Origin of the sequence: Paracoccus sp. C2R09, assembly GCF_018860625.1 — a bacterium.
Classification (GTDB): domain Bacteria; phylum Pseudomonadota; class Alphaproteobacteria; order Rhodobacterales; family Rhodobacteraceae; genus Paracoccus.
The window spans coordinates 1-16,562 of the sequence record NZ_JAHKQB010000015.1; the positions used below are offsets into that span (position 1 = coordinate 1).

Annotated in this window: 12 protein-coding genes; 2 read left to right on the top strand and 10 right to left on the bottom strand. The window is 58.8% G+C overall.

From position 1 onward, the window contains the following. Nucleotides 1–903: 903 nt before the first annotated feature. Nucleotides 904–1,233 (top strand): hypothetical protein, encoded by a 330-nt coding sequence (locus KO490_RS05770; RefSeq protein ID WP_216018461.1) that lies wholly within the window; start codon nt 904–906, stop codon nt 1,231–1,233. Between the two features lie 156 nt (nt 1,234–1,389). Here KO490_RS05770 and KO490_RS05775 read toward each other — a convergent pair whose 3' ends face one another. The 10 genes from KO490_RS05775 to KO490_RS16635 form a co-directional block, all read right to left on the bottom strand. Continuing rightward, a complete protein-coding gene (locus KO490_RS05775; protein ID WP_216018462.1) occupies nt 1,390–4,482 on the bottom strand; it encodes a type I restriction endonuclease subunit R in 3,093 nt (1,030 codons plus the stop codon). After that, a complete protein-coding gene (locus tag KO490_RS05780) occupies nt 4,482–5,633 on the bottom strand; it encodes a DUF4268 domain-containing protein (protein ID WP_216018463.1) in 1,152 nt (383 codons plus the stop codon). Before KO490_RS05780 ends, KO490_RS05775 begins: the two co-directional genes overlap by 1 nt. A gap of 6 nt (nt 5,634–5,639) precedes the next feature. Then, complete coding sequence (locus tag KO490_RS05785; protein ID WP_216018464.1) at nt 5,640–6,404, bottom strand: DUF6615 family protein; 765 nt, start codon at nt 6,402–6,404, stop codon at nt 5,640–5,642. Then, nucleotides 6,404–7,654, bottom strand: coding sequence for a restriction endonuclease subunit S (locus tag KO490_RS05790; protein ID WP_216018465.1), 1,251 nt, complete (start codon nt 7,652–7,654; stop codon nt 6,404–6,406). Before KO490_RS05790 ends, KO490_RS05785 begins: the two co-directional genes overlap by 1 nt. After that, nucleotides 7,651–9,171 (bottom strand): class I SAM-dependent DNA methyltransferase, encoded by a 1,521-nt coding sequence (locus KO490_RS05795; RefSeq protein WP_216018466.1) that lies wholly within the window; start codon nt 9,169–9,171, stop codon nt 7,651–7,653. The genes KO490_RS05790 and KO490_RS05795 overlap by 4 nt, the downstream gene beginning before the upstream one ends. A gap of 209 nt (nt 9,172–9,380) precedes the next feature. After that, nucleotides 9,381–11,207 carry a TniQ family protein gene (locus KO490_RS05800; RefSeq protein WP_216018467.1) on the bottom strand — a complete coding sequence of 609 codons (1,827 nt, stop codon included), beginning with the start codon at nt 11,205–11,207 and terminating at the stop codon, nt 9,381–9,383. Next, on the bottom strand, nt 11,204–12,160 hold the full coding sequence (locus tag KO490_RS05805) for an ATP-binding protein (RefSeq protein WP_216018468.1): 957 nt from the start codon (nt 12,158–12,160) through the stop codon (nt 11,204–11,206). The genes KO490_RS05800 and KO490_RS05805 overlap by 4 nt, the downstream gene beginning before the upstream one ends. Then, nucleotides 12,153–14,309 carry a Mu transposase C-terminal domain-containing protein gene (locus tag KO490_RS05810; RefSeq protein ID WP_216018469.1) on the bottom strand — a complete coding sequence of 719 codons (2,157 nt, stop codon included), beginning with the start codon at nt 14,307–14,309 and terminating at the stop codon, nt 12,153–12,155. Before KO490_RS05810 ends, KO490_RS05805 begins: the two co-directional genes overlap by 8 nt. Continuing rightward, nucleotides 14,306–14,998, bottom strand: a complete 693-nt coding sequence (locus tag KO490_RS05815; protein WP_216018470.1) for a TnsA endonuclease N-terminal domain-containing protein — start codon at nt 14,996–14,998, stop codon at nt 14,306–14,308. Before KO490_RS05815 ends, KO490_RS05810 begins: the two co-directional genes overlap by 4 nt. A 214-nt stretch (nt 14,999–15,212) precedes the next feature. Continuing rightward, entirely contained in the window at nt 15,213–15,503 is a 291-nt protein-coding gene (locus KO490_RS16635) for a helix-turn-helix domain-containing protein (RefSeq protein ID WP_216018471.1), read from the bottom strand. Between the two features lie 149 nt (nt 15,504–15,652). On the opposite strand from KO490_RS16635, the gene KO490_RS05825 reads away from it, so the two are divergent. After that, nucleotides 15,653–16,096, top strand: coding sequence for a helix-turn-helix domain-containing protein (locus KO490_RS05825; protein ID WP_256447470.1), 444 nt, complete (start codon nt 15,653–15,655; stop codon nt 16,094–16,096). Nucleotides 16,097–16,562: the final 466 nt, after the last annotated feature.

The window sequence follows — 16,562 nt, forward strand, 5'->3', positions numbered from 1 at the left end:
AACCAGGGCTGAAGTTCATCAGGCCGCATGGTCGCGCAGCGGATATCGGAGCCCCTTGTGATCTGGGCTGATGGCTGTCTCTTGATCACTGGCAGAACATGACGGTCACGACCTGTGCAATTGTAGAAAGGCCTAAGTGACCTGACAGGACCGGCCAGGTGAAGACAGTGCCGGCTCCCCCTGGGCCGTCACGTACGACCCATCAGGTTTGCGCCGCTTGCGCGCCGCGCCGATGCTGCCTGCCCACTTCGTCACGGCGTATTCCGAAACCGAGCTCAGTTCGACACTATCATGGCCGGCAGAAAAGTGATGGAGCGCTCATCCGCAGCGCGCGGTGAGAAGGTGTGCCTAGGGCTCTGAGCGTCAGGCATCGGGACGCGGGTGATGTCATGCGATCTGTTTGCTTTAGCAGCTTCACCCCCGCATCTAGAGATCACGGTCAATGAGTCGATTGCCAGCACACAAGATCGGCTCGCGTTGCAATGCTTGCCCGTGGCAGTTCCGTGATTTGGTATCCGAGGGCAGCATGAGCCTCACACATGATAGTGCAGGCCGCTCCGGCTCGGTACGGGTTTGTTCGCGTTTAATATCGTGCATGAGGACCTTACCCCGGAACGACGTCAGAAAGACGCAACGGTTGTAGCAGGCTGCCTTCACTGGTGTGGCTATACGGAGCCGCGCTGAAGGGCCGCAAAGCGTCAGGCACCCAGGGAAGCCAAGGAATGGCGCGTCCGGAGATGTCGGGGTCCGAAAAGACCTATGCGGCGCGGCAGGCGCCCGGGCCCCACTGCAGCATCTGTCAGTATAGGCCATGAGATACGCTCACGGGAGGGCTGCTCCGCCGTTCGCGATCTCGGCACGAATTGCTGCGCGGCCGGATTCGGGGATCGTGTGAAAGCAGCGATGGGCGAGCTTCGCGATCGGATCGGCCTTGGCCGCACCCGGACCGCTGGTCACGACGAGGAGATGGCCAATCTCAGCCATCCCTGGGGTCGACCGGGCAAGGGCTGCGAAGCAGTTCAATACGCCGAACGCCGCGTATCAAAGCGGCATAGTTGTTCGTGTGAAGAACGGCATCATCTGCGCAAAAAAGGCAAGCCCTTTGACGAGAAGGGCAAACTATGTGCTGTGAAATACCGGTGTGAATTGCCACTGAAGTCTTCCTTTCCACTGACGATAAAACAAGGACTTAGCACTGCCGAAAAACACCGCGTCTTCCTTGTTTGCCAATGAAAGCTTCCTTCGCCGACGCGATACGTGCCGATCACTCAGCGAGCAAAACACCCCACCGGGAGGCTGCTTGGCACCCTCTTCAAAGAGCCCGTTAGAAGGTCAGAGACGTCGCGCGGTGCCAAACCACGTTGGTGTGCCTATCGGTGCCTGCAGCATCTACATGCTGCGGGCCATGGCCTCGGCTTGCTTGATCACCAGCTTGACCGCTTCGGCCTGAAGATCTGGCGGATAGCCGAAATGCCTCAGGATACGCTTCACGGCGACGCGCATCTTTGCTCGCACGTCATCTCGCTGCCACCAATCCACGCCCGAGTTCTCTCGAACGGACCTCACAAGTTCTGCGGCGATGACCTTGAGCTTGTCATTGTCCATGACCTGCACGGCGCTTTCGTTCTCGGCAAGGGCGTCATAGAAGCTCCTTTCGGCAGCTGTCATGTCGTCTTCAGGCTCGGCTCGAAGATCCTTGGCCATCCTGATCAGTTCCTGGATGACCTGGAAGGCATCAACGCTACGGTTGTGATACCGAGCGATCGCAGAAGTAAGCCGCTCCGAGAACTTCTGGTTTTGCACCACGTTGCCGCGTGTGCGTGCCTTGATCTCTCCGTTCAGCAGCTTCTTGAGGGCCTCCACTGCAAGGTTCTTGTGCTGCATGCTCTGGATCTCGAGAAGAAACTCCTCGGACAGCACGCTGATATCTGGGCGATCGAAGCCACAAGCTTCGAGAATGTCCACGACCTCGGTCGAAGCGACGGCACGGTTCAGCAGTTGCTCGATCGCGAAGTCCGGTGAAGAGTTTCGTCCACTCCCGCCCTTGACGTCGAGCTTCTGCAGGGCGGAGCGCACGGCCAAGAAGAAAGCCACTTCCTCGGCGTTCTCGCTGGCCTCCCGAGATCCTGCAGCCAGCTTGAAGGCTTTGGCAAGTGCCGCCACTGCATCCATGAACCGCTTGCCGAAATCCCTGTGATCCTCTTGCTCGCTGATATGGGCTTGATGAAGAACATGATTCGCAGCTGCAGGCAGTATTTCGATCCGATCGGCCCCAGTCCCGCCAAGTACGCGGGAGTAATCGAAACCGTGGAAAAGCCCGCGAGCGACATCAAGAGCACTCAGGAAAGCCGAAACGGCCTCGCGCTCATCTACACCCGTCTGTGCCTGATCTCCTTGGGAATAGTGAGCCAAAGCTTTCTTCAGGTCGGCTGCAAGGCCGATGTAATCGACGACAAGACCCGCCGGCTTCCCCGTGAACACCCGGTTGACCCGGGCAATTGCCTGCATCAGGCCATGTCCCTTCATGGGCTTGTCGACATAGAGGGTGTGCATGCAAGGCGCGTCGAAGCCGGTCAGCCACATGTCACGGACAATCACCAGCTTCAGCGGATCGCTCGTATCCTTGTACCGCTTTCTGAGCGCCTCTAGCTTCGTCTTGCTGCGGATATGTGGCTGAAAATTCTGCGGGTCGGTTGCATTGCCGGTCATGACCACCTTGACCGCACCAGTCTCGTCAGTCTCCGAGTGCCAATCGGGGCGAGCGGCCACGATGCGTTCGTAAACCTCGACACATATCCGGCGGCTCATGCAGACGATCATCGCTTTGCCGTCAATCGCTTCGAGCCGCGCGTCGAAGTGATCGAGAATATCAGCAACGACCGCATCTAGCCGTGGTCCGGCGCCAACAAGCTTCTCGATCTGTGACCATTTCTTGGCGATGGCGCCAGCTTCATCCTCTGGAAGGGCCTCGGTCGCCTCGTCGAACTCGAGATCTAGGCTATCACGCAGTTCTTCGGCGATCTCTACACGGGCAATGCGACCCTCATAGTAGATCGGTACAGTCGCACCGTCCTCGACGGCTTGGGCTATGTCGTAGACATCGATATAGTCGCCGAAAACTGATCGCGTATTCGCTCCGACCAGTTCAACCGGAGTGCCCGTGAAAGCGATGTAAACGGCTTGCGGCAAGGCTGTCCGCAGGTGATGCGCCAAGCCGCGGCGAACCTCGCCGGTATTCTGGTCCATCTTGGCATCAAACCCGTATTGAGTACGGTGCGCCTCGTCGACCATGACAATGACGTTGGAGCGATCGGTAAGCTCTGGGAAGTCTTGGCCCCGCTCTGGCCGAAACTTCTGGATGGTCGAGAAAACGATGCCCCCGACCTGACGATTGAGCAGCGTTTTCAGATCATCGATGCTGTCTGCTTGGACCGGCGTCTCACCAAGCAGATCCTTGCATCTCCCAAAGGTCGCAAAGAGTTGGTTGTCCAGGTCGTTCCGGTCAGTGAGCACCAGCACCGTCGGGTTCTCCAGTTCCGCCAAGTGCATTGCCCTGCCGGCCAGGAAAGTCATCAGAAGCGACTTCCCGGAGCCCTGCGTATGCCAAATGACGCCGCCCTTACCGTCGTCGCCTCGTGCGTCAAGGATCGACGCCATGGCTTTACGTACCGCGTGATACTGGTGATAACCGGCGGCCTTCTTGATCGGCCCTTTGCCTTCGTCCTCGAAGACGGTGAACCAACGCAGCATGTCGAGTAGAACCGAAGGGTTCAGAAGTCCTTCGGCAAGGGTGCTTAGCGCAAGCCCCTCGCGTTCCGATACGACCCTGTCGCCATCTACGGTTCGCCATGCCATGAACCGGTCCAGCCCTGCGGAAAGCGTGCCATAGCGCGCATTCAGACCGTCAGAGATCACCGAGAACACAGTGGTTCGGAACAGGTTCGGTATATCGGACTTGTAGGTTTCAAGTTGATTGAAGGCTGCCTCGATGTCAGCGCCTTCCGTCCCCTTCAGCTCGATTACCACCAGCGGCAAGCCGTTCAGATAGATGACGACATCCGGGACGCGAGGGGTTCGTCCAACCATGTCGACCTGGTTGAAAGCGTGCCAGGCATTGTCCTGATTGCTCCAATCGATGAGCCGCGCCCTTTCATGGCGCTCCTCACCATGGCTGAAATAGGTGATGGGAACACCGCCGATCATCAGCCCATGCAGACGGCGGTTCTCGGCCATCAGATCACCGGCGAAAACTTCGTCCGTCACTCGTGCGATGACTTCTTGCACCGCGCCTTCGGGCAGTTCCGGGTTAAGGCGTCGTACTGCCTGCTCGTAGACCTTCCTTAGCACCGCCTCGTGAAAACTGCAGCGTTCCGGATCACGCTGCTCGGGCGAGATTTCCGGGCCGGCACCGATGGCGTAGCCCAGCCCCGACAGCTTTGCCATCATCCACTCTTCGAGGTCGGATTCCGAGTTCCACGCCATCAGTGTCCGCCGCCCGGTTTCATTCGCGCCGCCAGCTTCCTTACAGGCTCTGAGAACGCAGAATCCATCTGTCGATAGCGATCAACCAACCATGCGATCATGTCCGGCCAGTTTTCCTTGCTGTAGCCTTGGACCGGCGTCTTGCAGACGACCATGCTGACCTTCTTGTCATCCATACGACGCCATTCCAGCTCTTCGCCGACGGCCTGCTCATACTCAGTCTTTTTCTCGGCCAGCCGATCGAAAAGCCACTTGTTCTCGTCAGGATCGGGCCGGTTCAGTTGAAACTCAACGCGCACCTCGTGCTTGAGGAAGATCAGGGTCAAACTGACACTGGAGACACCGATACTGGAGGTCAGCCAGTGATCCCGGCCGGGACTGATGTTTTGCCACCGCTCCAGGCCTGCGCCGCGCAGCTTTTCCAAAGCTTGCTCCCAGAATTCGAGCCGCATTTGATGGCTCGATCTCTGCGCACCCTTGGCCGATTTTTCTTCGCTGTCTTTTTCGGCCATGCGGATCATGTAATCGGCTGCTTCTGGCGTAGGGATCACCTGCTGCAGATCGACGAAGATTTCCTCGCCGAAGCGATACGGCACGACCTTCACGCAGCGCGCGTCGATCTGATGTTCGCGCAGCCAGAGCACGGTCGCGGTCACCTCCCGCCGGAAATTCGCGGCGATGAACACGATGCGCTGGTTGGTGCCGTCGTTCAGGACGACCTCGTCCAGCGTATCCTCTCCCAGAAATTCGCAGATCAGCCCGGCAGCATCGCCCCCGCCCTGGCGATCGAGGTAGAGCTGGAAAATCCCCACGATCTCCGCCTTTTTCAGGCTCGAGCAGTAGGCCGCGTATTTCAGGGCCTGCCAGACAACGTCGCGGCCGGAGTCGTCCAGCTTGTTCTCGATGATGACGAGCTGCCCAGCCCGATCCAGCGCCAGCAGGTCGAGCCGTTCCCGGGTGCCGTCGAACCCGTCGAACTCCTTCTGGATGATCAGAAGGCCATCTTCGCCCTCGCTCATCGCCTCGCAGAGCGCGTCCGGCATGGTCGCCAGCCATTCCTGGAGATGCTCCCGTTCCCGGAAGCCGACTTTGGAAAAGCTGGTGCGCTCGAGCTTGCTGAGGCGGTTAGCCGTGCGGTCGATACGAAACATTTACTCTCAACTCCAATCAATGTCGGCGCTAGTCGCGTCGAAATATGCCACGCCGGCGAGATCTCTTTCTTCGAGGTATTGCTCGACTGTTTCTTGGCCGATGAACGGTTGCATCCAGAGCCGTGAAGGAGTGGTCAAGGCACCTTCTTCGCTTTCCCCTCGGTCTGACGCGCCGTAAGGCAGGATCCCTCGTGTTCCGGCAATCTGGCAGAGATCGAACAGTTCATGCCACGGGTGCATCTTGTCGATAATAGTGCGGGGCCAGTTCGACGAGGCTTTCTCGATATCCTGAGCATTGGCGAAGGCGCAGCCCCACTGGCTCGGCCCATGAAAACCATGGGAGGGCCTTTGGTCAAATAGCGACGACGCCTTGTTGTTGTTGTAGAAGAGGAAGATGGGAAAATAGTCCGTTCCGGCGTCCGTAATTAGCTTCGTCGCCTGCGCGCCTGAGGGGCTCCACCCGCCATATCGGCCGGCGTTAGGGCCTTTCATGTACAGACGCTTGGCCTGCACCCGCAACGCAAAGGAGCAATGGGCGCTCTTGAAGTTCCACTCCCAGTCTGCACCGTTCAACTTCTCTTGGGCCCGCGTGAACATCCTGACCTTGAGTCCAAGCGGCGCACAGTCGCGCGCGATCCGCAGCAGGAGCATCTCGGTCAGTGTCTCCTCTTGCAAGGTGAGCCCGAGTTTCAATGCTTCGTTCTGACGGTTCCATGTCCACCCTGCCAAGGTGCGGAGGTAAGGCCGAACTCCTTGGCGGATCACAGACATCAGATCACCTCATCAACCTGCTTCTCCGCATCGCGGATGCGGATTTCGCCGGACATGAGGCGGGGGAGAAGGGCGTCCCGCAGAGCGGCGAGGGTGTTTGTTTCTTCAACAAGGGCCCTGACCCTGTCGAACCATGAACAAGTTATCGCATCGAATGCATTGTGAATTTGCGACGGAGCTTCGACCCACGGAATTTTTTTCATGTTCCCCTGGCTCAACTTCATCTGAACAGCCCCTGTAATGAACTCAGCGACACTGGTTGTTTCAAAGTAGCATTTTAGTTGCTCGACCGAATATTTCTTGCCTTTTAATACATGGGCATGGTTATTCACCCATGCTTTACCCCAGATGTATTGCGTAAACGGCCTTCCATCCGGCTTTGCAACCGAACCATCTTCGCCCACGAGCAGTAGAACCTCATCAAAGATATGCTGGTCGACAAAGTCCATTACCGAAGTTGCGCCATAATATGGAACAATTCCTGACCGCTGTTGGCGTTGCTGTTTCGAAAGAGGTACTCGCTTCGAGTCGAGGATTTCTAGTTCTTTTCCGATAGTCGACATCTCCCAGCCCTTCGGCAATCCGTTCTCTCCGAAGCGGTCGGGGAAGAGAGCGGCGGTCGTGGGGTCCATGTGGGCGGGGGGCTGGCCGAGGGCTCGGGCGTGGACGGGGTCGAAATCCACGAACCAGGACCGATAGAGCGCCCGCGCCATCTCCTCCAACGTCGCGCTCATCCGGCGGTTCAGCTCGATCTTGTCGTCGAGGGCGCCGAGCAGCGCTGCGACGGCCCTCTGCGTGCCTAGAGGTGGTATCTGGACCTCAAAATCCAGTATCTGCCTCGGGCTGACGTTCGGCTGGGCAGAGCCGTAAGCTGCGCCAGCCACTCGCAACCTGAAATCTTCATCCGCAATGAGAAAGTACAGAAAGGCAGGATGTATCTTTCGCGCATCAGGACGAAAAATACCTACACGTTGATTGAGCGCTAACGGCTCTTTAGTCTTTACGATGCATGTCGAACCTACGTAGCCGGTTAGGCCGATCAGAATGTCTCCTTGTGTAAGCATGAAGTTTGACTTGATGGCGTCTTCATTGCTCACGTATGAGCATCCTTCGAGATCTAGCCGTCCCTGCTTCACATTCCTAATCTTTACAACAGGAACGCCGCTCTCGCGCCATTGTTGACTCTTAAAAGCGAAGCCAGAACGAAGATCAGTCACGCTCCCCAAGCGCACGAGCGGCCACTCACTCATTCCAAGTTCTCCAACCGCATCGTAATCTCTTTCTCGAGCCGCCGCCCCTCGGCGAACTGTGCTCGGAGCTCCGCAGTCAGTCGCTCGAACTTCTCCTCGAAGGGCTCGCCGTCCTCCTCGGCTGCACCGGCGCCGACATAACGACCCGGATTCAGGACGAAGTTGTGCTTCGCGATCTCCTCCATGGAGGCCGCCTTGCAGAAGCCGGGCTCGTCGGAATAGGTGCCTGCGTCCCGCTCTCCACGCCAGGCATGGTAGGCAGTGGCGATGCGCGCGATTTCGTCCCGCGACAGCTCCTTCTGCTTACGCGATCCGGGCACCAGCGCGCCCATCTTGCGGGCGTCGATGAACAGCACCTCGCCGCGCCGGTCGCGCAGCTTGGCATCCTTGGCGATGCCGTTCGACTTGTCCTTGGCCAGGATCCAGATGCAGGCCGGGATCTGGGTGCCATAGAAAAGCTGCCCGGGAAGGGCGATCATGGCGTCCACTGCTCCGCCCTCGACCATGGCGCGTCGGATATCACCCTCACCGCTGGACGTCGACGACATGGAGCCGTTGGCCATGACAACGCCTGCAATACCCGTGCTGCCCAGCTTGTCATAGATGTGCTGCATCCAGGCGAAGTTCGCATTGCCGACCGGGGGCGTGCCGTATGTCCAGCGCCGGTCCTCGGACAGGATGTCACCGTTCCAATCCGAGATGTTGAACGGCGGATTGGCCATGACGAAGTCGAACTTCTCATCCGGGAAGGCGTCGCGCAGCAGCGTACCCTCGGCATTCCACTGGATGTTCGCGACAATGCCTCGAATGGCGAGGTTCATCCGCGCAAGGCCGTAGGTGGTGTGGTTCCGCTCTTGCCCATAGACGGCAAGATCGGCGCGGCGACCGGCGTGGTTTTCAAGGAAGCGCTCGGATTGAACCATGAAGGAGCCGGACCCGCAGCAGGGTTCGTACAGACGGCCTTTCATCGGCTCGATCATGTCGACGATAAGCTCGACGACCGGCTTTGGCGTATGGAAATCGCCGCCGCGCTTCCCTTCGTTGCTGGCAAACTCAGAAATGAAGTATTCGTAGATGCGCCCGATCAGATCGAAGTCCTTGGGCGTTCCTTCGAACCTGATGTTCGAGAACAGGTCGATCAGGCCGGTGACGATGGCCGGATCGAGGGACTCGCGCCCGAAGACCTTGGGAAGGGCCCCCTTGAGCTGCTCGTTGTCGGATTCGATGGCGCGCATGGCGTTGTCGACCTTGACGCCGATGCCCTTGTCCTTGGCGTTTGCCGCCAAGGTGCTCCACCGCGCTGCCTCGGGCACCCAGAAGATACCGTCAGCGAGGTATTCGTCGACATCCTCGGCCACATCGACGCCTTCGGGCAGGAGTTCGTCGTATTTCCGCTGGAAGGCGACCCCGATGTAGCGGAGGAACAGCAGGCCCAGGGCTACATGCTTGTATTCGCCCGGATCCATGGACCCGCGCATTTTGTCCGCGGCTGCGAAGAGCGTCTTTTCGATGGTCATTTTTGGTCCCTACCTGACGTTGATCGCCAGCTGGTTTATTAGCTTGGTGTATATATCACCGGTAAAGCTTACCAATTCAATTCTTGTCGCTTTGGAACTGCCACACGGAAGTCGCGGATAAGGTATCAGCGACGATGGAGGCTCGGTCGCATTGATGGGATTCGATGAACAGACCAGCGCAGGAACGGTTATCCTGATCAAGTCGTCAATCAGTGGCCTTCCGCCAAAGGCACTTCCTCGGCGCACCAACCGATGGTCGATTCGACGAGGGCCGGTCGCTCATAGATCCGACTGACATTCGGCACCGAGTAAATTGGCCCAACCCCGAGCGCCTCCAACCGCTTCGCGAGAGGACCGGGCCGTTCGCCCAGCTCTGTTGCCAGCATACCGACCGTGACGAAACGTTTCTCGAACTGCTCAAGGCTGCAACGTTCGACATACCACCTGATGCTGCGCGTGACCGGGTGCCGCCGCCGGTTCAGCCACAGCAGACCTTGGCTTGCCAGGTGGTGCAGGGTTTGCTGATTGGTTCTCAGCCTTCTGGCGGTGTCCTTCGCGGAAGGATCGTCGGGTGCCTCCATGATGAGATGCCGTCGCACCTCTTCCGGATCCACGAGCACCGTGGACAGGCTCGGTGGCCCCAGTAGCCGACACGCGCTCTTGAGCTGCCCGTCCAGAAGCAGACGGCAGATGTCCGCGATCGAGCACTTCACGTAGTTGTAGGTTTTCCAGAGCGTTCGAAGCGCACCGGCTTTCGCCACTTCCGGAAGATCAGCAATCGGTCGTACGAACGCATCGAGGTCATCGCGATGCAGGCGATGGACGCCTTCTTCCATCTCTCGTGGGACAAGCAGCCCGGTATTCTGAAGCTGTGCAAGCTGACCTGGATGACATCCGATGATGGATGCGGCTGCCGTCGTGGTGACGAACTGCTGTGTATAAGCCTTAAGCTGCGAAGCAGTCTCCAGGCGGATCCCGCGCGACAGATCGCCATCGTGAAGCCTGGCCTGCCGGAGCAACCGCATGACCCGTTCTGGGCGCATCTCGAGCCGCTGCCGAACATGTTCGAGGCTGAGGAGTTGCGGCTCTTGGATTGCCCGTCCCAGTATGACGCGACCGGGATCGAGGGGATAGTTTTCGACGATGAAGCTGCGAACAAGCTGCTGGATCGGTCGCAACTCTCTCGAGGCTCGGCTGGCTGACAGCCACTGGTAGAGGACGCCCAGGTCGGATGCATGCTGGAAACCGCCCTTGCGGACCTCCGCGCTTCTCAAACCTTCGAGGCTGCGTCTCAGCGCCTGCGGGCCATCCTTGATCGCTGCGAAGCCAATTCCCCCGGCCCGATGCAGCATGTCCTCGGTCAGACCCAAGGCACGGACCGAAGGGCCAAACTCCATACGAGCGCCCAGCATTTCGCAGAGACGAGAAACGACATGCAGCGGCAAGGTGTCCAGCCACGGTCCGGATCGGACGCCATCAAGTCGCGCCCTCAAATACGCTTCAAGCGGAGAGGGAACGGCATTGGTCGCGGTTTCATCAAGCAGGGTCACGTGCCTCTCGATGCAGCGGGCCACATCATAGTTGTCGATGGTGAATTTCTCATGGGGCAGCGAGGTCAGCCAGATCCCATGCCGCTCGCAGGTCCTGATCGAGACAAGCTGCCAATCGGCGGAACGAAACGCTCCGGAAAAGCCATGCCGGCCCATGCTTTCCGCGACACACTCAATGCAGATCTTCGTGCGCGACCTGTGAATGGTCGCGATCGTTCCTGTTTCCCGGCCGATCCGAAAGCGCGATGGGCCGACTGTCCGCAGGGCGTAGCGCTGAAGCGCGCTACGATCTGCTCCGGCCAAGCCCGCAAGCCGGTCGATTTCACCAGCAGCACCCCTGATGACGGCCCTCCAATCAAGGCCGACATCGAGGCAGAAGTCACTGGCTGTCGGACACAGATTGCGCACGGCCAGACGCGACACGAGCGAGGTCGGTGTCTCCCGAGGCATGGGAACATGCCTCAGGGCCAGTTTTCCGACGCTCATGCATCATCCCCGTGATCCAGAAGGCGTCGAACGTCGATCCGTTCGAAATCGTCGTCGACGAAGACGTTTAACCCGTCCACGCAGCCCGCTCGCTTGCGAAACATCGACGTGAAATGCTCCCGTCGGACCTCCTCGTCGCCCGTTATCATAGCTTCTTCCAGGGATTGAATGATCATCTCGTTCATCAGGCCGAACTCGCGATCGGCCGCATGGACCAGCCGTGCAGCAAGGTCGGGATTCAGGGTATCGGCAGAAACGGCAATCCCGGCGGCCTTGGCATAGTGAGCGATGGCCTTGAGGATGCGGTCACTATCCACAAGGATGTTCAGCCGAGCGACCTCGATCGGAAAAACCCGCCGTGCCAGCTGCGGATCGTGGTTGATCAGGGTTTTCAGTTCGGCAGTACCGGTAAGGAGCAGCCCCACCGGCCAGGACTTGTGCTGAAGAAGCGACTTCAACGTGCTGACGACGGCATTCAGCTCCCTCGGCGTTTGATGCCGCATGAGATCCTGCGCCTCATCGATATGCAGGAACATTGTTCGACGCGCTTGCAGGTGCGCTTTGACCATGCTCCAGATGATCTGGGCGGATCTGTCTCGACGAAGCTCGTAGCCGAGCGTCTCCAGGGCCGTCTGACCCACGAACTTCAAGGTCGCCGGAGAAGGTACCTGGAAGCTGGCGATATCCAATCGCGAACTGTCGCAATTGTGTAGAACGAGATCGGGCTGGGTGGCGAAAAGATGTTCGGCCGCCCTGGTCTTGCCGCTGCCCGAGGCACCGATCAGCGCAATACAGCGAGCTTCAGCGATCATGCCGGCTTGGAGCTCGACCCTCCGTCGCTCCAGGAGGTTGAGAAAGCGCTCCTCGAGTTTGCGGTGGGTGCGGTTTTTCGAGAACATGCGCTGCAGCGTGGCGATACGCTGTGGAGTGTTGGCCGCGACACGATCAGTCATCGAAGCTCCAATCGTCATCATCGTTGGCTGTTGGTGCGGATGCGGAAGATGCCAGCCCGCCATTGTTCGGCGATTTGGGCGCGTTGGGCGGCTCGATCACGTCACCCAGCAGATCGTCAGGGTTCGGACGCTTGCGACCTTCCGGCTGTTCCAGATCGCCGGAGGCTGCCGATCCTTCGGTCCCGAAGCGCAGACCCAGGAACAGCCTGCTCTCTGCGCGGTCCAATGCCTCCGCGGTCCAATGCTGTGGCTGGATACGCCGCAATTGCCGGGCTCGTGCGTCGATCGCCCGGATTTTCTTGCGGGCTTCGCGCACAATGTCCTCGGAGAGTATCGCCTGCTCCCTGAACCGTGTGCGCAGGTCACGCACGATGGTCTGCCACTCGTCGAGTGAAAGCCCGTGGACCGCCCGAGGCACAGCCTGTGCGGAGTGCCATTCATGCCCGAGGCAGACCGATACATGGGTCAGGTCGTCCGGATCGAGGCGGATGGGAATATCGCCCCCGCCACTACGCATCAGGACTTCCTGCAGCTTCGGGCAGGTATAATTGATCCCGAACACCCTCACGCCATGCCGATCGAGCTTTCGGGTCAGCGGTATTCCGAAGACCACGCGGCGCTGATTGGCATCGGGCGGCGGGGTCACGCCCTGCTCGGCCGAGAGGCGCTTCCAGGCATTGGCCGGGGTCTCGCCCTTCAGGCCGGCATGCGGCGTGTTGTGGTAGATATCGACGATGAAAAGCGTGAAGATTTCTGCGAGCTCGTCATCGGTCAGTGCGGCCCATTGTTCGGATGGATAATCGCCGCGCTCGATCGGGTTGGAGAAGGTCCGACCGATCAGCATCGGAGCAAGCTGCTGGCCGAAGGTGCGGAAGATCCGCTCGATGCGGGCCCGGAGTTTCGGCACACCCGCCGGTGGGGCCTCGTAGGTGGCGCCCATATCGGCCACCGCCATGCGGAACACCTCGGCGGCGAAAGCAGAGCCCTGATCGGTCACGAGAACACCGATCCCGCCCGACTGATCCCATCGGCTTTCGCAGCCGGCCGCCTCGGCGATCGGGGTCTTGTCCTGGATGATCAGGTTAAGCGTGCGGATCGCGTCCTGGGAATTGGGCGTCACGACGATCCGGAAACCCAGGATACAGCGGGTGGCGCAATCGATCGCCACGTAGATCCAGCGCCGGCCCACCTCAAACTTCGCGCGATCCTCAGGTGGCAGACCATCCAGGGCCCCGCTGTCACCGAGTAACGTGGCAAGATCGATCTGCCATTCGTCCATCTCGACACGCTGTAGCGGGTAATCGGCCGGAAGGCCCTCTTCGTAGGAGCCGAACTTCCTGCGGGCTGCCTCTATACCCTTACGTTGGACGACCACCTCAAAAGGATCCAGTGCCTCGATCCGACGTCGAACGGTGCGAGCGGAGGGAACTGGAAGGCACGGCAAACCAGCACCCGCCCGCTTGGTATTCTCAACCTCAAATCGCTCCCTAACTTGCCTTACGATTTCCTCGGGGAGCGGTCCGTTGCGTTCCAGAAAGGAGTAAACACATTCTGCCAGTAAAGATTCTACTTCGGCCGTTAGCTTGCGTGGGGACGGGCTCGAACGACGTTTGCGCAGAAAGACGAGCGGACTACGTCCCGCTCGTTCATACATACGGACCCATTCCAGCAGCGTACGTGCACAAGGAAACTTTCGAGTAACATAGCCCTGACCGGCCCGAAGTGTCCGTCCTACATCCTGACCGCTGTGCTCTGCAGCGTTCACATCCTGTTCGAGTTTTCTCAGTATTCCCTGAACGCTGGTTTCCGTCCGTGTTGTATCGCCACGGGCCTCGGCTTCGAGGAAGAGCTTTGCGCAGCTCGATTGCCAGAGAATGCGGCTTTGTTTCTCCAGCTGCAATGTCTGCAAATATTGATAGTCGCAACGCAGCCGAAGAAACGCGGATTGATCGGAAAAATGGCCGCGCTTCAGACGGGTATCAGGAGCCGCAAGCAATCGAAGCAGCTCCTCACCCGTAAAAGAAAGGCGGACATTGTCATCATCCAACCTCGACCAGACCGAGCCGGTTTTGTCCGACCGAATGAGCCGATGTTTCGATCCGGCGATCTCGAGGCAATCCGTCTCAGAGACGCGATAAATATAGTTCATTGTACTGCCGTAGGAACAATACGGGTCGCGGGAAGAATGTCGCCAGGCTCGAGGGTTCGCAGGATACCATCATAGATGGCCCTGAACGCAGCACGGAACGCCCGGCCACCAAGCCCCGACGCTTCAACCAGCTCGGCGATGGTTGTCGGACCGTTGAGGCCCCGCACCAGTGCTTCGATAGAGCCGTCAGCTTCGGGATCTGGTGCTCGCCGGAAATCATGCAGCTTCTGGGCGTTTCTCGCTGCAGACGGGCAGTAGGACCTCTCGGTAATCAGCACGATCTCATTGGCGAAGCTGAGCGGAGTAGCCGCGCGAATGCATTCCAGCGCCTGGCGAAAGTTCTGCCGCTCGGCGATGGCGTAGGGTTTCACTGCGATGGCGATGCGTTTGCCATCGGTCAGGGTGATCAGAAAATCGAAGGTATGGGTGCGCTTGCGGCCACTGGCATCGCAATAGGGTACGGGTGGCGGTTGATCCCAGACATCGACAACATCGGGACGCGCCAGGAGCAGATAAAGCACATCCTGCTCGCGCTTGCTTTCAAAGTACCGCAGGCGCGGCGAAGATTCTGAGGGTAGGCCACTGCCAATGACATGTCCGCGGCTGCTGGCCTTGGATCGCGGGGACGGTTTGCGCGAAGCCTTGCTGGGTAACGGGCGAGTAAACGCAGGTTCAGACAGATTGCTCATGGCTGGTTGGCCCTGCGAATGGCCATTCACGACCATTCGCCCAAGGGCGCTTCTCCTGTATGAGAACAAAAAGGGACCTCACACCGCCAGAGGCGGTGTTCGGACTTGACTTTCGATCTTCTGAGGGGGAAGCTGAGCCGGTCGGACCTACCACAATTCGACAGATTCAGCGGCCTCGTGAGCGAAAGCTTTCGAGGTCGTTGTTATTTACCAATCATGATGTTCTCCCTTCCTGGCATTCGCTTCGTTGGTACCGCGCTGGCCAAAGCGTCTCAGGCGCTTCGCCCAGTTTGGATGCGATTAGAGCCTCAATGGTCCTGCTCGACCGGTGGCCTTGCGAAACCATCGACACCATGCTGAGACCACACCCCGCTTCTTTGGCGATGTCACTGAGTGTGATCGCCCTCTGCCTGAGCCGCCGCTTGATCGCGTCATGCTGCTCTAGATCGATGACAGATCCTGACCTCAACATCTTGACCGAAATCCAACCAGAAGTGTGGAACATTCACCGGAACGCTAGCACCTGTATTTTGAACTAAGCAACATTTTTATTGCCCAAGGCGGCCCACAACTGCACAATTGTGCAAGGCTTCGCCGTACCCGCAGTGAAGAGCGGAAAGTCCGGCACATTGCATGAAAGCTGCTAAGAGACCTATGTTCAGCACATCACCCGGCCATACGGAACCAGACCCTGCGAGCGATGAAGCGATCGGATCCCGACTCGCAATAATTCGGGTTGGATTGGCGATGACACAGGCCAAGTTTGCTCAAACCATCGGTGTCTCGCCTCGGTCTTACTTTCACTATGAAAAAGGCACGCGTAGCCTGACAGCTGACAAGTTGCGGCGCCTGCGGGAGGTTCACCAGCTGAACCTCCACTGGGTTTTGTTTGGCGAGGGCTTGCCGGTTGAAGGCCATGACGCCGAAGCAGTGGCAAAGTTTGCAGCAGAACTCAGCGCATACCTTAAGTCCACTCAGACCGTACTGCCTGTATCGGCGCACCAGAAGATCATCGCCCGATGGCAAACGGCGTTGCGGAATGGACAGCGTCTAGAAATTCCCGAAGTCGCCCATTGGGTCGACTTGATGCGAGAATGACATGCCACAGTTTTCGTTCCCCAACGCCACCAAGCAGATAGAACTGGAGCGGATCTGGGAGCGCGCAAGCCGCCGATCGCGTTTTGCCGGGAAAATTTACCTGCTCGTGGCAATGTGTTTCCTGGCCGGCTTGGTAAAGTACGAGAGCTTCGCTCCTATCGAGACCGCACCGACACACGAATTGCTCGCGTGGGTAGGCTCAGCTTGTCTGTTCCCAATGGCCCTGTGCTGGATGGTCTATTGCATCTGGGTCGAATGGTACGCTTATCGTCGTCTTGTCATTTCCAAAGGCCACCCTGGCACTGATCCGAACTCACCATGGCGGCCACGTCTGTCACTGTACCTAGAGTTTGCGCGGCTTGGGCGCGGGTAGCTCGCACCACTACTCTTTACAGAACGTGTATAGTGTCAAAAGTTGCTGTAGGCTGAGCTAGGCGACACAGGGATTGACCTGCCCCCTGCGGGT

Coding starts and splice junctions, on each gene's coding strand:
- KO490_RS05780 (WP_216018463.1), bottom strand. CDS start 5,633: ATGTTTCGTATCGACCGCACGGCTAACCGCCTCAGCAAGCTCGAGCGC.
- KO490_RS05770 (WP_216018461.1), top strand. CDS start 904: ATGGGCGAGCTTCGCGATCGGATCGGCCTTGGCCGCACCCGGACCGCT.
- KO490_RS05785 (WP_216018464.1), bottom strand. CDS start 6,404: ATGTCTGTGATCCGCCAAGGAGTTCGGCCTTACCTCCGCACCTTGGCA.
- KO490_RS05805 (WP_216018468.1), bottom strand. CDS start 12,160: ATGACTGATCGTGTCGCGGCCAACACTCCACAGCGTATCGCCACGCTG.
- KO490_RS05775 (WP_216018462.1), bottom strand. CDS start 4,482: ATGGCGTGGAACTCGGAATCCGACCTCGAAGAGTGGATGATGGCAAAG.
- KO490_RS05790 (WP_216018465.1), bottom strand. CDS start 7,654: ATGAGTGAGTGGCCGCTCGTGCGCTTGGGGAGCGTGACTGATCTTCGT.
- KO490_RS05825 (WP_256447470.1), top strand. CDS start 15,653: ATGTTCAGCACATCACCCGGCCATACGGAACCAGACCCTGCGAGCGAT.
- KO490_RS16635 (WP_216018471.1), bottom strand. CDS start 15,503: ATGTTCCACACTTCTGGTTGGATTTCGGTCAAGATGTTGAGGTCAGGA.
- KO490_RS05810 (WP_216018469.1), bottom strand. CDS start 14,309: ATGAACTATATTTATCGCGTCTCTGAGACGGATTGCCTCGAGATCGCC.
- KO490_RS05815 (WP_216018470.1), bottom strand. CDS start 14,998: ATGAGCAATCTGTCTGAACCTGCGTTTACTCGCCCGTTACCCAGCAAG.
- KO490_RS05800 (WP_216018467.1), bottom strand. CDS start 11,207: ATGAGCGTCGGAAAACTGGCCCTGAGGCATGTTCCCATGCCTCGGGAG.
- KO490_RS05795 (WP_216018466.1), bottom strand. CDS start 9,171: ATGACCATCGAAAAGACGCTCTTCGCAGCCGCGGACAAAATGCGCGGG.